General features: G+C 67.2%; 15 protein-coding genes. 3 read left to right on the top strand and 12 right to left on the bottom strand.

Annotated elements, in window-relative coordinates:
- Positions 1-120: 120 nt before the first annotated feature.
- The 8 genes from IE99_RS0128020 to IE99_RS0127985 all read right to left on the bottom strand — a co-directional run bounded on the left by IE99_RS0128020 (position 121) and on the right by IE99_RS0127985 (position 7,204).
- Positions 121-936 carry a class I SAM-dependent methyltransferase gene (locus IE99_RS0128020; protein ID WP_037560222.1) on the bottom strand — a complete coding sequence of 272 codons (816 nt, stop codon included), beginning with the start codon at positions 934-936 and terminating at the stop codon, positions 121-123.
- A 16-nt stretch (positions 937-952) separates the two neighbouring features.
- Complete coding sequence (locus IE99_RS0128015) at positions 953-1,465, bottom strand: P-loop NTPase family protein (RefSeq protein ID WP_030177310.1); 513 nt, start codon at positions 1,463-1,465, stop codon at positions 953-955.
- 45 nt (positions 1,466-1,510) lie between these two features.
- A complete protein-coding gene (locus tag IE99_RS0128010) occupies positions 1,511-2,533 on the bottom strand; it encodes a CgeB family protein (protein ID WP_030177308.1) in 1,023 nt (340 codons plus the stop codon).
- On the bottom strand, positions 2,530-4,257 hold the full coding sequence (locus IE99_RS0128005) for a carbamoyltransferase family protein (protein ID WP_030177302.1): 1,728 nt from the start codon (positions 4,255-4,257) through the stop codon (positions 2,530-2,532). Before IE99_RS0128005 ends, IE99_RS0128010 begins: the two co-directional genes overlap by 4 nt.
- Complete coding sequence (locus IE99_RS0128000) at positions 4,254-5,237, bottom strand: thymidylate synthase (RefSeq protein ID WP_211258952.1); 984 nt, start codon at positions 5,235-5,237, stop codon at positions 4,254-4,256. The genes IE99_RS0128005 and IE99_RS0128000 overlap by 4 nt, the downstream gene beginning before the upstream one ends.
- Before the next feature lie 62 nt (positions 5,238-5,299).
- Entirely contained in the window at positions 5,300-6,355 is a 1,056-nt protein-coding gene (locus tag IE99_RS0127995) for an NAD-dependent epimerase/dehydratase family protein (protein WP_051713455.1), read from the bottom strand.
- Between the two features lie 202 nt (positions 6,356-6,557).
- Positions 6,558-6,749, bottom strand: a complete 192-nt coding sequence (locus IE99_RS0127990) for a hypothetical protein (protein ID WP_030177292.1) — start codon at positions 6,747-6,749, stop codon at positions 6,558-6,560.
- A 14-nt stretch (positions 6,750-6,763) separates the two neighbouring features.
- A complete protein-coding gene (locus IE99_RS0127985) occupies positions 6,764-7,204 on the bottom strand; it encodes an ATP-binding protein (protein WP_051713453.1) in 441 nt (146 codons plus the stop codon).
- Positions 7,205-7,372: 168 nt separating this feature from the next.
- Between IE99_RS0127985 and IE99_RS32220 the strand changes: the two genes are divergently transcribed.
- Positions 7,373-8,284 carry a hypothetical protein gene (locus IE99_RS32220; RefSeq protein WP_157610532.1) on the top strand — a complete coding sequence of 304 codons (912 nt, stop codon included), beginning with the start codon at positions 7,373-7,375 and terminating at the stop codon, positions 8,282-8,284.
- Here IE99_RS32220 and istB read toward each other — a convergent pair.
- Positions 8,218-9,060, bottom strand: a complete 843-nt coding sequence (istB, locus tag IE99_RS0127975; protein WP_051713450.1) for an IS21-like element helper ATPase IstB — start codon at positions 9,058-9,060, stop codon at positions 8,218-8,220. The genes IE99_RS32220 and istB overlap by 67 nt on opposite strands.
- Positions 9,060-10,325, bottom strand: a complete 1,266-nt coding sequence (gene istA / locus IE99_RS0127970) for an IS21 family transposase (protein WP_051713448.1) — start codon at positions 10,323-10,325, stop codon at positions 9,060-9,062. The genes istB and istA overlap by 1 nt, the downstream gene beginning before the upstream one ends.
- Here istA and IE99_RS32215 point away from each other — a divergent pair.
- Complete coding sequence (locus IE99_RS32215; protein WP_157610531.1) at positions 10,318-10,971, top strand: NsdA family TPR-like regulatory protein; 654 nt, start codon at positions 10,318-10,320, stop codon at positions 10,969-10,971. The two genes, istA and IE99_RS32215, sit on opposite strands and share 8 nt — an antisense overlap.
- Here the strand turns inward: IE99_RS32215 and cutA are convergent.
- The gene (cutA, locus tag IE99_RS0127960; RefSeq protein WP_030177279.1) at positions 10,934-11,269 is read right to left on the bottom strand and encodes a divalent-cation tolerance protein CutA; all 336 of its coding nucleotides are present in this window, start codon (positions 11,267-11,269) and stop codon (positions 10,934-10,936) included. The genes IE99_RS32215 and cutA overlap by 38 nt on opposite strands.
- A gap of 340 nt (positions 11,270-11,609) precedes the next feature.
- Entirely contained in the window at positions 11,610-12,488 is an 879-nt protein-coding gene (locus tag IE99_RS0127955; protein ID WP_157610530.1) for a hypothetical protein, read from the bottom strand.
- A 157-nt stretch (positions 12,489-12,645) separates the two neighbouring features.
- On the opposite strand from IE99_RS0127955, the gene IE99_RS0127950 reads away from it, so the two are divergent.
- Positions 12,646-13,851 (top strand): IS256 family transposase, encoded by a 1,206-nt coding sequence (locus tag IE99_RS0127950; protein ID WP_245623375.1) that lies wholly within the window; start codon positions 12,646-12,648, stop codon positions 13,849-13,851.
- The last annotated feature ends 41 nt before the right edge of the window (positions 13,852-13,892 follow it).

Here is a 13,892-nt window from a genome sequence, read left to right as displayed (position 1 = left end):
CTCCTGGGTGAAATGCCGCCTCTGTCGTGCCAACGACCTTCCCTTCCGGTTCTCCCCAACCCTAGTTGGGGACCTGTCCGGAAGATCCGGGGCGCCTCAAGGTCTTGGACCAGGTGCGGGTCATGGGGTTCGTCCGGTGGGGCGGGCGAGTACATATGTGATGGTGGCGCTGGTCGTGATGGGGCCGTCAGGGATGCGTGATCGGAGTTCGGCAGCGAGGATCTGGGGTTGCCGGACATGGTCAGGAAGCACGAATTGGGGGCAGGTCGCCAGGTAGGTCGCGGTGTGCATGAGGTCGTTGAAGGTGAAGGTGTGGGTCTCGTGCTCCACCTGATCTACTTGCAGGCCGCCCTGCTCCGTCAGTTCCGGCAGGTTTCCGCTGTGTGCGGCTTCGTACAGGCTGGGTCGGCTGGTCGCCCTGGGATCGAGACCGGTCACTTCCAGGAGGGCGGCCAGCTCGCTGTAGCTATCGATGGCTTTCGTGACGAGGATCGCTGAGGCGCGGAGGGTTCGGCCGATCTCGCTGATGGCCAGATGCGGGGTGGGGGAGTGGTAGAGACACATGATCGCGATGGCCAGGTCGAAGGAAGAGTCTCCGAATGGGAGCGAGTGGAAGTCGCCGGTGAGCGCTTCGACGTTCAGGCCGGCGGTCCGCTTGACCGTCGCTGCCACCATGGCTGGTGAAGCGTCGACCGCGGTGAGGGATGCGTCGGGGTAGTGGCGGGCAAGTCGGACGGTGGTTCGGCCTTGTCCGCATCCGACATCCAGGATGGACGGACGCTCAGGGAGGCGGACGGAGTCGGCGAAACCGCAGATGACTTCGCTGATGTTCCGTCCGCTGGTCTTGGCGGACAGGAGTGCCTCGCTCCGCTGTCGGGTGCGGTCCTCGCTGGTGTAGAGGGTGCGGGCGCCATCGCCGTGGAAGGGGTGGCTCATTGCGCCACCTCGTGGATCAGGCCGTGGCGGTGGTGAGTTCGGAGAGGAGTTGGTTGGCGGCGCGGCGGGAGGTGATGATGTGCACGTCGGCGTGCTTGGCGTGTTCGGCGATCAGCTCGCGGACGCGGGGGGCCATCTCCTTGCGGTAGCCCCAGACGTACTTCACGAACCCCCAGGTGATCCGGTCGTAGACGCCGGTGTTGTCGTGCTGCCCGCCCCGGTACTTCCAGCGGCGCTGGGCGATGCCCCACAGGCAGGTGATGGCGGGAAGATCGAGGAAGATGACCGTGTCGGCGCGGCGCAGCCGGATGGGTAGCGTGCCCGCGTAGTTCCCGTCGATGACCCAGCGATCGGCAGCGACCAGTTGCTCCTGGACGGCGGCGAACTTCTCCGGCTCCATCTTGTTCCACTGGTCGTCGTAGTAGACGGCGTCCAGGTGGGTGATCTGCGTACCGAGCTGATCTGCGAGCCGCCGACCGATGGTGGTCTTGCCCGACCCGCCACATCCCATGATCGCGATCCGCTGCATGGTTCAACGCTACCGACCTTCCGGTGCTGGTGGGACGGAACGCTCTCACTGGTTCCCCATCCCCGTGAGGACCTCGTTGATGGTCGTGACCTGGTGGGATACGCGCATGAGGTTGAGCTTGTCCAGGCAGCCGGCCAACAGTTCGGCGCGGTCTGCGTGGGGTGCTGCGGCCAGGTCGCCGATGACGGTGGCGGCTTCGGCGCCGCTGGAGGAGATGAGCTGCTCGGGGATGAGCCGGTGCGCGGAACGGAACTCGGTCGGGCACAGCGGCAGGCATCCGGCCAGGACCGCTTCGAACAGTCGCTGTGTCATCTGGCCCGACCTGAGGTGCCGTTCGGGGAGCAGCAGGATCGTTGACAGCGACATCCCGTATAGCTCGGTGACCTTGGCGAAGGCGATGCGGCCGATGAACCGGACGTGCGGCCACTGCTTGGTATCGGTCCATTTCCCGGCGACCAGGTGGTCGACGTGAATGTCGGCGGCGGGCGCGAAGTAGGTGGTGAAGCCGTCGTCTCGGCCGTACTGGTTACCGACGTAGGTGAGCAGCCATCGGCGCTCACCGGCGGCGAGCTCGTTCGGGTCAGCGTGATCGAGAGCGGTGTCGGCGACCGGGAACAGGAGCGATACCGCGTCCGGGCTGGGGTGCAGCGCGGCTTCGCACACGGTCACGTTCGGCTGGGAGCGGAGCGGGTCGTCGGCGGCGAGCTGCCGGTCCTTGTCCCACAGGATCGTCGGCAGTCCGGCTCGGGTGTAGTGGCTGAGTAGGTCGGCCTGTCGGTGTAGGTCGCAGGTGTGGCCGGGGGTCTCGCACGGGGTCGTGTTGCGGCCGGCGATCGGCCATCGCCATTCGAGCATCAGCGCGTCGATTTCCGGAAGTCCGTCCGAGTCCCAGGTGTAGGGCAATGCTGTGGCTGCTTCGTCCTGGTCGCGGTCGGCTTGGAGGAAGACGATGTCGTGGCCGTCGGCGATGAGTGCGTCGATGAGGGTGCGGCGGTGGGAGCGTCCTCCGTCGGGGGTGTCGATGATCCCGTCGCCGAGGAATCCCCAGAAGCTGTAGCCGATCTTCATCCGGTCTCCTGGATGCTCTTGGCGTACCAGCGGTCGTCGACGAGCAGCGCATCGAGCCCGGATTCGGTGAGGCATTCGAAGGCCATGTCAGCGGTCCCGCAGATCGGTTTGCCCTTGATGTTGAGGGAGGTGTTGATCAGGACGGGGACGCCGGTCAGAGCTGCGAAGGCTTCCAATGTCGCGGCCAGGAGCGGGTTGCGGTCGCCGTCGACGGTCTGGACACGAGCGAGCCCGTTGTCGTGGAACACCGCGGGGATCACCTCGCGGCCTTGCGGGGTGCCGGGGACGGCGATCGACATGAATGGGGAGCACCGGCCGCCGAGACGGAAGTACTCCTCGGCACGGCTGGCCAAGACGACGGGTGCGAACGGCCGGAATGGTTCTCGGAACTTGATCCGGCTGTTGAGCCTGCCGATCACGTCCGGAAGCAGTGGAGAGGCAAGGATCGACCGGTGTCCGAGCGCGCGGGGCCCGGCTTCCAGCGGACCGACGCAGACGCCGACGATCTGGCCGGCGGCGAGGGCCTTGGCCATCCGCTCGGCTGGTGAGCGTTCGGTGGAGCCGGTAATACCTTCACGCTGCAACGAGCCGCGGCCACGGTCGTGTGGGGACGGGCCCAGGTAGCAGGCGTCCCGTACCCCGTCCGGGACGGGCTGGCGCTGGTCGGCGAGGACGGCCAGGGCGGCGCCGAGCGCGGTCCCTGAATCGCCGGGGGCGGGCGGCACGAACACCTCGTCGAACAGCCCGGATTCGAGGATCTTGCCGATCGCCACGCAGTTCATGGCAACTCCGCCGCCGATGCACAGCAGGTTGGAGCGCGTGATGGTGCGGGCGAGCCGGGCCAGGTGCAGCATCGTCTGCTCAGTGCGTTCCTGAAGCGCGGCGGCCAGGTCCTTGTGGACCTGCGTGATCTCCTGGTCGGGCCGCCTGGGTGAGCAGGTCCTGGCAGTGAAGTCGGGCGATGTGCGGCTCCACCGGCTGGAGATCACGCGGAGCGGGAACAGCCGCAGATCCAGGGCGAACCCGTCGGTGGTCAGCCGGATCGCCTGGCGGAAGAGGTTCCGGAACCGCGTCGGGTCACCAAGGGCGGCGAGCGCCATCACGGTGCCTTCCTCGTCTGCCTTCCGCCAGCCCAGGTGTTGGGTGACCGCGCCGTACACGTAGCCGAGGCTGGCGGGGTCGGTCTGTTCCCGAAGTAGTTCCCACAACGGCACACCCTCGTCGAGACGGCCTCGGGCGATGGTCGTCGTCTGGGTTTCGCCGAGACTGTCGACGACCAGGACCGCTGCGTGCTCGAAACCCGAGGCGGCGAACGCGGTGAGCCCGTGGGCGCGGTGGTGCAGTACCTGAGTGATCGTCGCGACGGGGAACCGGCGCCTCAGGGCATCCAGGCGGCCTTGCTCCCGGCCGGCGACGGCACGGAAGGAGCGGGCACGCGGAACAGCACGCCGAGCGGTCTTGCGATTGAGCAGGTAGGCGAGCGACTTGGGAGCGGTCCTGCGGTAGAGGTCGTGCTGGAAGTGCAGGGCGACGGCCTCGATGTCGTCGGGGTACAGACCCGCCTGGTCGAGCAGCCAGTCGATTCCGCGTCTCGGGTAGGAGCCGTCGTGTTTGATGCCCGAAAGTCGCTCCTCTTCGACCAGGCCGATGAGCTTTCCGTCCATGACCAAGGCCGCGGCTGAGTCGTGGGTGAAGGAGCACAACCCCAGTACGGGGCCAGTCATGTTGCCGCCGCCTTCGCAGCGGCGCGGGCGGTCTGCCGATCGAACCATCGGGTCAGCGCCTTCGACATCGTTCCCGACTCGCCGGCGATTTCCCGAGCGGCGTCGCGGTCACCCCTGCGCCACAGCCGGAATGCCCTCATCACATCGGCCAGGTCGTCCCAGGCGGGTACTCCGATCCGCTGACCGGCGATCACCTGGGCGAGAACGTCGTCGAACGACTCCCATGAGACGGTCAGCGGCTCCATCGGCACCGATACCGCTCCGTGTAGCAAGGTGGCCTGTCGAGCGGGCTCATGTTCGGGCGTGTAGAGGTGCAAAGAGTCGACCTCGTGGTGCCAGTGGCCGACTTGCGCGCCGACCCATCCAGCCATGAGTTCCAGCAGGAGCGTCGCGGTGAACAAGTCGTAGGGCAGGCCACGCCACACGTCCTGGCTTCGCATCGACGTCACCATGTGGAGCAGCCCGTCACGCAGGTAGAAGCGGTGCCCCAGGGTGCAGGGGATGTCGCGTTCGTCGACCAGGTCCCGCGCGGGGTCGAAGATGGTCAAGACGGCGCGGCGGGTGTCGGGGTCCTCCAGCAGCAGGCGGCGCACCCGGTCGAACTGGTCGATCCCGGTCCAGGCTCGCAGCCGGGGACCGTAGGCGCCGTGCGGGGCACCGTCACCGACGAAGGCGGCGAGCGAGGAGTTGAACTCGTGGATCCACGGCTCACCGGAACCGGAAAGGATCCACAACGCCTCCGCGACGTTGAAGGCCGGGTTGATCACTCGGCAGGGCGGGAGATCGACCAGCCGGTTGCGGGGGTCGGCCAACCGCAGGGAGGAACCAAGGACCTCTGTCGTGGGAAGGCCGCGCGGCGCAATGGCGCAGCCGGCGGTGAGGACACGTTCGCAGGCTTCGACGAACAGGCCATTCGCCGAGGCGTTCAAGCGCGCCGGGGATTGTGAGACCTGCTGCGGTATCAAGGGATTGCCTTTCACCAGGGCAAGATGAGCGGGGGCCGCCGTCCTGGCCAGATTCGACGGAGAAGGCGGCTTGAGGTTCAGCGCGGAGCTGACGGCGATTCTTCGTACTGGTGCCGGAGGTCCTGCCACAGCGACTCCAGACCCTGGAGCAGCGTGACTTTGGGGACGTAGTTCAGGACTCGCTCGGCATGCGCGAGGTCGGCGACGGTTCCGTTGGAGTCGCCCGGCCGCTGGTCGGCGGGTTCCCACACCACGGGCGTGCCGACGATCCGCTCGACGAGTTCACCGACTTGCACGAGTGACGCTTCGTCCCCGCCGGCCACGTTCACGACCTCGGCTTGGCCTGGGGCCAGTGGAAGATCGATCGCACGTAGGACGGCCTCGACCAGGTCATCGACGTGCGTCCAGGTGTGGGGAGCCGTCCCGTCGCCGTAAAGGGGCATCCGCTCGCCGGTGCGTGCCGAATGGAACATGCGTGCCACGACCATGTCGGGGTTGACGCGGGGGCCGAACGCGGTGAAGAACCGCAACGCCACGGTGCTCATCGTCGAGCCGGGCCGCTGTGCATGGGCCGCCGCCAGACGCTCGGTCGCCAGCTTCACCACTCCATAGGGCGAGGACGGCGAGGGTGGCACGTCCTCGCCTACGGCCCCGTCCACCGGGCCGTAGACATGGGCGGACGAGGCGACTACCAGGCGAGGCACCTGCGCCTCCCCGCAGGCCGACAGCAGCCGGTGTGAGCTCAGCAGCGACGCTGCCTGATCAGCGAATCCCGATCCCCACGACTCCGCGATGCTGGTGGGCGCCGCCAGGTGCACCACCGCCGAAGCTTTCCTGAGCTCGGCCGCGACCGCGGCGTCCCCGACATCGGCGAGCACCAGGTCGAACCCCGGCCGCGACTGGAGCTCGGCGAGGATCGCGGCGGTGCGAGAGTCATCTCCCGGCGTCCGCCGGTCCACACCGAGAACGGCCATTCCGTCGCGGCCGAGCAATGCCTCCGCGACATGGGAGCCGATGAAGCCACAAACGCCGGTGACCACGATCAGGTTGCGTGGTGTCGGGCGATGACTCGATCCGTCGGTCATGTTTTCGATTGTCACGCTGGCCTCGCTTTCAGTGATCGCGTAGCACATGCCTTCGAGAACCCCTTTGCTCTCGGTCGGCTTCGGTTGAAGGACCACCTTCTTTCTTATGGGGGCGGGAATTGGTCCTCCCCTCCGGCGCGGGTCTTGTGCACGGGAGTGCCTCCGGTGCTGCCCACACGGGAGGGGAGGACGTACAGCCTCCGGGCGGGTGATTCCCCGGGGGTGTCGGAAAGCCCCGCCCGGAGGGGCTTCACGTCGAGCGAGAGGGCTCGTCCTGGAGAACCTTCTTCAGTTCGGCCTCAGCCATGGACGCAATCTCAGCGACGGCACCCTTGAAGAGGCCGTACTCGTACATAGCGTCCCGGTAGGCGGCTCCCACCAGTTCCGCAGCCCGGAAAAGGTCCGACTGTGCCGGTGTCAAAACCTCGTCCTGCTCCGACATTTCCTCCGGCTTCCTCACGTCAACACGGCCCATACGCTCTTCCACACCCTCTCCGCGTCGAACCGGTGTACGTATCCCCACTCCTTGGCCAGGCTCCGGACGATGAAGAGTCCGCGGCCGGACTCCATGTCGAGGTCGGCTTGCTGAGGCATCGGGATCTCGTCGGGAAACATGTCCCAGACCTCGACGGTCGGATGACCGTCGTTCTCGTGGACGAGGAACTTCACCCGACAGGCCGCCAGGTATTCACGGGTCAGATGGCTCAGCTTCTCCGTGGTCTCCCGAAGAGCGTTCGTGACCAGTTCGCTGACGATTTGCTGGGCGTCCTCGACCAGATCGGGGTGGCCGAGGTCTTCCAGGGCTCGGCTGACGGCACGTCTGGCTCGGCTCACCTCGGTGGGGTCCACGGTGAGAGCCAGCTCCAGGTGAGGTCGTTTGATCGTCACAGGTGCCATCGCCTGTCCTTGTGCGCGGTTCCGTCATTGGCATCCGGTTTGATGCGCGTCTCCTGCAAGAAACCACTGCACATGACGCAGAGACCAGGCCAAACTGAAGGATGTAGGCGGACGCGAGCGGATGTGAGCGGACGTCGCCCAGGTGAGAAGTTCGGACGGAGTGATCCGATGAGCCAGGATGAGTTTCCGATGGAGCTGGCCACAAGGATTCGGCTGCTCTTGGAGCGGAAGATCTGGTCTCAGAACCACCTGGCGAAGGAGATGCGGGACGTTGCGACCCACATCGAGCGTGCCCAGCTTCCCGGCGTCGAGTCGATGGCACGACGGATACGGGCTCACCAGCGCGGTGAACCCGTTGGGCCGGTCTATGCAGAGCTGTACCGGCGTCTCTTCGCTCACCACGCCGAAGTCGTCGGCCCTGCGCCGGCCGCAGGCCCGGAAGCCCACATCGATCCTCTTGTACTCGCCTGGACAGTAGGAAGGCTCAACCAGCGCGTGGACCGTAGAAGTTTGCTCCAGCTCGTCGCCGTTGCCGCGGCGGGTCCCAGCGCCCTCGAACCCACAGAACGCCTGCTCCGAGCGCTCACCGGAAGCAGCCGCCCCGACAGCGAGACCGTCAGGCACCTCGAAGACCGCACCAAGGGCTTCCACCGGCTCGAAGAACACTGGCCTGCCAAGAAGCTCTACCCCGCGCTCATGACCCACATCGGCGAGGTCAGTGCGCTCCTGGAGACCAATCGGGACGACGAGCTGCGCCTTCGCCTCGCGATAGCGGCCGGCGAGTCCGCAGTCCTTGCCGCATGGTTCGCCTGGGAACTGGGCGACCGACAGAGAGCCGGGGAACAGGCCCGTCTCGTCGGAGTTGCAGCGAAACAGGCCCAGGACATCGCCTCCGCGGCATGTATGACCGGCTACCAGACCTACATGACCGGCGGTGTCAACGACGGTCGAATTCTGACCCCCTGGCGACGTCTGAAAGTTGACCCCCTGCTGTTGTTGGTCGTTGCTGGTTGTTACTGCTCGTCGTTGGTGGTGTTGGCCGCGGGGACGCGGCCCAGGTCACGGTTCTTGAGGCGGTAGCTGTCTCCCTTCAGGCTGATGACCTCGGCGTGGTGGACGAGGCGGTCGATCATGGCTGCGGCGACGACGTCGTCGCCGAACACCTCGCCCCAGCGGCCGAACGGCTTGTTGCTGGTCACGATCAGCGAGGCCCGCTCGTAACGGGACGAGACCAGCTGGAAGAACAGGTTGGCGGCCTCGGCCTCGAAGGGGATGTAGCCGACCTCGTCGACGATCAGGACCGGGACGCGGGCGAGCCGGGTCAGTTCGTCTTGCAGCCGTCCGGCGGCGTGCGCGTCGGCCAGCCGCGCGACCCACTGGGCGGCGGTGGCGAAGGCGACGCGGTGTCCGGCCTGGCAGGCACGGATGCCCAGCCCGATCGACAGGTGGGTCTTGCCGGTGCCGGGCGGGCCCAGGAACACCACGTTCTCGCGGGCGGCGACGAAGTCCAGGGTGCCCAGGTGGGCGATGACCTCGCGTTTGGCGGAGCGCTGGTGGTCGAAGTCGAAGTCCTCCAGGGCTTTGCGGGCGGGGAAGCGGGCGGCGCGGATGCGGGCCTCGCCGCCGTGGGCCTCGCGGGCGGCGACCTCGCGTTGCAGGCAGGCGGCCAGGAACTCCTCGTGCGTCCAGGACTCCTGCCGGGCGCGTTCGGCCAGACGAGCAGCGGCGGCGTGCAGCGACGGCGCCTTGAGCACCCGGGTGAGATAGGCCAGCTCGGCCTCGACATTGCGGCCGCCAGTGCTCGTCGCGGCGCCCCCTGCGGCGCCCGCTGCGGTGGCCTTGGCGGCGGGCGCCATCACGCCACCCCCTCGATGCCGGCGGCACCGATGTCCTCGGCGCTGTCGTTGTCGATTCCCAGGAAGGTGTCGTAGTCGGTCAGCCGCCGCTGCTCGACCTCGGTGTCGGTCGGCGGGCGGGTGGTCTGCAGCCGCAGCCGCCGCATCGCCGCGGCCGCCTGGGCGTGCGCGGGGTCGGTGATGGTCTGGTGGACCGCCCAGCAGCGCGGGTGCGCGGCGACCTGCTGCCCGCCGCAGGTGACCCTCACCTGCTCCAGGTCGGCGACGACCTCGACCAGCCGCCCGATCACCGACGGGTGCACCGAGTAGTCGTTGGAGGCGATCCGGACGTAGTGGTCGCGGGCCAGCCGCGTGGACGTGCGCCAGCCGACCACCGGCGCGACCGGCGGCAGCGGCACCATCGCCTCCATGTCGGTGACGATCCGGTCGGCGGGCCGGCACTCGATCCGCCGGTGGTGACGGACGTTGGCGCGATGCGCCAGCCAGTGGTCCAGCTGGGCGTTGAAGTCGCCCGGGCCGGTGAACGACCGGCCCGGCATGAACGAAGTCTCCAGATACTCGTTCGCCCGCTCGACCAGGCCCTTGGCTTCGGGATCGGCGGGACGGCACTGCACGATCTTGATGCCCAGGGTGCCGCGGAACGCGTTGGCCTCGGTGGTCAGGACCGGACAGCCGCCCCGCCACTGCCCGATCGCGCCCTCGTTGTCCCACACCAGCGTCTTGGGCGCCGCGCCCAGCATGCCCAGCAGCGCCCACATCCCGGCGAACAGGTCCCCGGCCGCCCGCGAGGGCAGCATCCGCGCCAGCATCCACCGCGAATACCCCGACACCATCACCAGCACCGGCGGGCTGGTCTGCTGCCCGGCCCCCACCGGCACCTTCGCCGGCGGGAACCACAGATCGCATTGAGCCAGCTCACCGGGCTGATACGCCGTCCGCGACGCAGGGTCGGCCGGCTTGTACTGCGGCCGCAACTGCCGGATCCGGTCCTTGAGCACCGTCATCGACCGCTCCCAGCCGATCCGCTCGGCGATCACCGTCGCGGGCATGTCCGGGAACTCCGCCAACAACTGACGGATCGCCGGCTCGGCCGCGTCCACGATCGAGCCCTTCCCCGCCCGCTGATACACCGGCGGCTCATCGGCCGCCAGCGCCCGCTTGACGGTGTTCTTCGAGATGCCCATCCGCCGGGCGATCGCCTTGATCGGCATGCCCTCCGCCCGGTGCAACCGGCGGATCTCCGCCCAGTCCTCCACCTTGATCACCCTCCACAGTGACAGTGGGGGGTCAGAATTCGGCCGTCGCCTGGGGGTCAGTATTCACGCGTCGTCGACAGGCGGAAATCATGCCGCCGGCGTCAGGTTGGCCTCAAGCGCCCTCGAACGGCTCGGCAACAACGATCCTGCGACCAGAGCATGGCTGCTTGCCAGAAAGGGCGAGGAATCCGCTCTCCTCGGAGACCGGAAGACGGCACTGGAGGCCATCCGAGAGGCCGAAGACACCTACCTCGAAGCCAACATCACTGCCAGGCCGTGGACCTGCTTCCTCGACCCGGCCCGCTTCGCCTCCATGTGCCTGTCGGTGTACTCCAGAGTCCGAGAGGAAGACAGAGCGCTGGAGGCCAGCCGTCGCGTAGCGGCATTCATGGGCCCGAACGTGGAGACCAAGAAGCTCTGCGTGGTCCAAGCGGACATGGCTCTGGCCCACATCCGGCTAGGAGACGTCTCCGAGGCCGTGAAGTACGCCCGTTCGTCGCTTGAGGCGACCACTGCCATGGCGGCCCCACTCGGGTGGGACCGCCTTGACCAGGTTGTAGACGAGCTCTCCAGTACCAAGGTGCCGACTGCAAGCCAATTCCGTAAGGAATACGCGGCTAGCCGGCCGAAGACGGAGCCTCCGTCTCTGCTTTGATCCACGTCAGGTAGTCACCGAGACCCCCCACGATCGGCACGGCGACGATCTCCGGAGTGTCGTAGGAGTGGTTGGCCTTGATGTTGCCCACCAGGGCGTCCAGACGCTCGTCGGTGGTCTTCATGATGATGAAGAACTCCTCGTCGCGCTCCAGCTTGCCCTGCCACCAGTAGGTGGACGAGATCGGGCCGCTGATCTGCGCGCAGGCCGCGAAGCGTCCTTCGACTGCGGCTTGTACTACCTTCTCTGCTTCCTCACGGCTGCCGGTCGTCACGTGAACTTCGAGATTCTGGGCCATGAAACGACCCTAACCGGGCACTGAGAGCCTTCACAGGCTCCATGTCAGGGGCGGTGCTCGCCCATGCCCCTGAGCTGGGAAGGCAAGGTGTCGCGGTTACAAGGCAAGGCTAGGACGGCTACTACCCGAAGCGCTTTTTGCCGGTACTCGTCCTGGGGCGCCTGACACCTGAGATCTAGCCGACTCCGAAGCTCACGAGCCATCCCAGCACATGCCGCGTAGTCGTCAGCGGAACAACCAAGGGCTGTTCTCGGACCTCGGCAAGGACTGTTGCCGCCGCCCTCCAGGCCTCCTTGTTGGCCGTAGGACAGAGGGACAGCGTCCGGTTGGGTGGCTTGCGCTATAGCTCCGCTCCCCAGCCGGGGGCCGGGCTGCGGCGAGGTGGCGGCGCAATCTGGAGCTGATACTGCCTGGGGCTGCTTTCGCCGCGGCTCGCCCAGTGCTGCTGCAGTTGAAGGAGTCGCCCGTGCGTCGCCTCGGCCTGCCGGATGGCCTGGGTGGCCTGTCCGCGGGCGTGGTCGGCTTGGTTGATCACTTCTAGCAGCCTGATGATCTGGCGGAGCAGCATGATGTGGCCGTGGTCGGGGCTGCTCGAAGCGGATGCGGTGCTGACGACCATGGCGACGCCTCGCAGATCGATGCGCTGATCTCTGCGGCGTCCTTGCCGCTCGCCGCGTCCTGGGTGGGCAAGGTCGTCGGCGCGGGCTTGGGCGAGCTGGGCGGAGCGGGCAAGGAGGTCGGCGGCGCGGGCTAGGGCGCGTGGCCGGTTGCCCTCTACGCGAACCGACCACATGGCCAGGACGCCAGCGGCTTGCCGGGCCGCGAGAGCCCACGGCTCGGGCTGGTCGACCGGAATGTTGATCAGGTGGGTTCGGACTTCGGCGAGCACGACCGCGGTCTTCTTCCACATCCCGAGGTTGTACGAGCCGTCGGGAAGTAGGTTGCCGGGCCCGTCCCCGGCCCACGCGGCCAGGGCTTCGTCCTGAGCGAGACGCGCTGACGGCGCTTCCTTCCCGTCATGGCCGGGTTGTTCTTGTGGCCAGTGGTTGTGGCGGAGTTGGGTGAGGGTGAGTTCGCGGTGCAGCCGGCCGCCGCCGAACCAGATCGGCGGCCGACCGTTCCGCGGCTTGAGCGCGACGGAGTACCCGACCACCTCCGTGCGGCCGCCGGGGGCGTACCGGGGGCGCACGAGCACGCCGAGTTCGCGGAGCGCTCGCACGAATTCGGCTTCGCTCCGGGCGACGGGAGTGTCTAATTAACGGCGGATCCGATGATCAAGGAGACGCCAGATGACCGACAGCATTGTCGAGAACGAGTCCGTTGAGCAGCCGGTCCGGGCGCCGCAGGGTGCGGCGTCGGAAGAGCAGCTGATCTCGATGCTGGTGGACCGTGCTCGGACCCAGGGGCTGCAGTTGACCGGTGAGGGCGGGCTGTTGCAGCAGCTGACCAAGCGGGTGCTGGAGTCCGCTCTGGAGGGCGAGATCACCGACCATGTCGGCTACGACAAGCACGACGCGGCGGGCCGGGGCAGTGGCAACAGCCGTAACGGCACGCGGGCCAAGACGGTGCTGACCGATGTCGGCCCGGTCGAGGTCAAGGTGCCCCGCGACACCGGCGGCACCTTCGAGCCGCAGATCGTGCGCAAGCGGCAGCGGCGGCTGACCGGTGTGGATGAGATGGTGCTGTCGCTGTCGGCGAAGGGCCTCACGCATGGGGAGATCAGCGCGCATCTGGCCGAGGTCTACGGCGCGAACGTGTCCAAGCAGACGATTTCGACGATCACCGACAAGGTGATGGACGGCATGGCCGAATGGCAGAACCGGCCCCTGGACCGCGTCTATCCGGTCCTGTTCGTGGATGCGATCAATGTCAAGATCCGGGACGGGCAGGTCGCCAACCGGCCGATCTATGTGGTGATGGCGGTGACCGCGGAGGGCCACCGCGACATCCTGGGCATCTGGGCCGGCGATGGCGGTGAGGGCGCCAAGTACTGGCTGCACGTGTTCACCGAGCTGAAGAACCGCGGTGTCCAGGACGTGCTGATGCTGGTCTGCGACGGGCTGAAGGGCCTGCCCGATGCGGTGGAGACCGTCTGGCCTCGCACGATCGTCCAGACCTGCGTCGTTCACCTGCTGCGCAACAGCTTCCGTTACGCGGCCCGCCAGGACTGGGACAAGATCGCGCGTGCGCTCAAGCCCATCTACACCGCATCGAACCAGGACGTGGCCGAGGAACGGTTCCTGGAGTTCCAGGAGGCCTGGGGCGGCAAATATCCGGCGATCATCAAGCTCTGGTCGGACGCCTGGGCTGAGTTCGTGCCCTTCTTGCGCTTCGACGTGGAGATCCGCAAGGTCGTCTGCAGCACGAACGCGATCGAGAGCGTGAACGCGCGGATACGCAAGGCCGTCCGCGCCCGTGGGCACTTCCCCAACGAGGCCGCAGCGATGAAGTGCATCTACATGGCGCTGATGTCCCTGGACCCGACCGGCAAGGGCCGCAAGCGATGGACCATGCGCTGGAAGGCGCCTCTCAACGCCTTCCAGATCGAGTTCGAAGGCCGACTCACCCCGACCGCCAACTGAACACCTCAACAACCAAGATCAGCCGTTAACTTGACACACCC

Origin of the sequence: Spirillospora albida (genome assembly GCF_000718255.1) — a bacterium.
In the GTDB taxonomy this organism is placed as follows: Bacteria; Actinomycetota; Actinomycetes; order Streptosporangiales; family Streptosporangiaceae; genus Spirillospora; species Spirillospora albida.
Note: the sequence above shows the minus strand (reverse complement) of the source record. Positions and strands in the feature narration are given on the sequence as shown.

What these genes read in the sequence shown, in the direction of transcription:
- IE99_RS0127950 (WP_245623375.1), top strand. Translation starts at nt 12,646, where the DNA reads ATGCTGGTGGACCGTGCTCGGACCCAGGGGCTGCAGTTGACCGGTGAG.
- cutA (WP_030177279.1), bottom strand. Translation starts at nt 11,269, where the DNA reads ATGGCCCAGAATCTCGAAGTTCACGTGACGACCGGCAGCCGTGAGGAA.
- istB (WP_051713450.1), bottom strand. Translation starts at nt 9,060, where the DNA reads ATGGCGCCCGCCGCCAAGGCCACCGCAGCGGGCGCCGCAGGGGGCGCC.
- IE99_RS0128010 (WP_030177308.1), bottom strand. Translation starts at nt 2,533, where the DNA reads ATGAAGATCGGCTACAGCTTCTGGGGATTCCTCGGCGACGGGATCATC.
- IE99_RS0127985 (WP_051713453.1), bottom strand. Translation starts at nt 7,204, where the DNA reads ATGGCACCTGTGACGATCAAACGACCTCACCTGGAGCTGGCTCTCACC.
- IE99_RS0127990 (WP_030177292.1), bottom strand. Translation starts at nt 6,749, where the DNA reads ATGTCGGAGCAGGACGAGGTTTTGACACCGGCACAGTCGGACCTTTTC.
- IE99_RS0128020 (WP_037560222.1), bottom strand. Translation starts at nt 936, where the DNA reads ATGAGCCACCCCTTCCACGGCGATGGCGCCCGCACCCTCTACACCAGC.
- IE99_RS32220 (WP_157610532.1), top strand. Translation starts at nt 7,373, where the DNA reads ATGAGCCAGGATGAGTTTCCGATGGAGCTGGCCACAAGGATTCGGCTG.
- IE99_RS0128015 (WP_030177310.1), bottom strand. Translation starts at nt 1,465, where the DNA reads ATGCAGCGGATCGCGATCATGGGATGTGGCGGGTCGGGCAAGACCACC.
- IE99_RS0127995 (WP_051713455.1), bottom strand. Translation starts at nt 6,355, where the DNA reads ATGTGCTACGCGATCACTGAAAGCGAGGCCAGCGTGACAATCGAAAAC.
- IE99_RS0128005 (WP_030177302.1), bottom strand. Translation starts at nt 4,257, where the DNA reads ATGACTGGCCCCGTACTGGGGTTGTGCTCCTTCACCCACGACTCAGCC.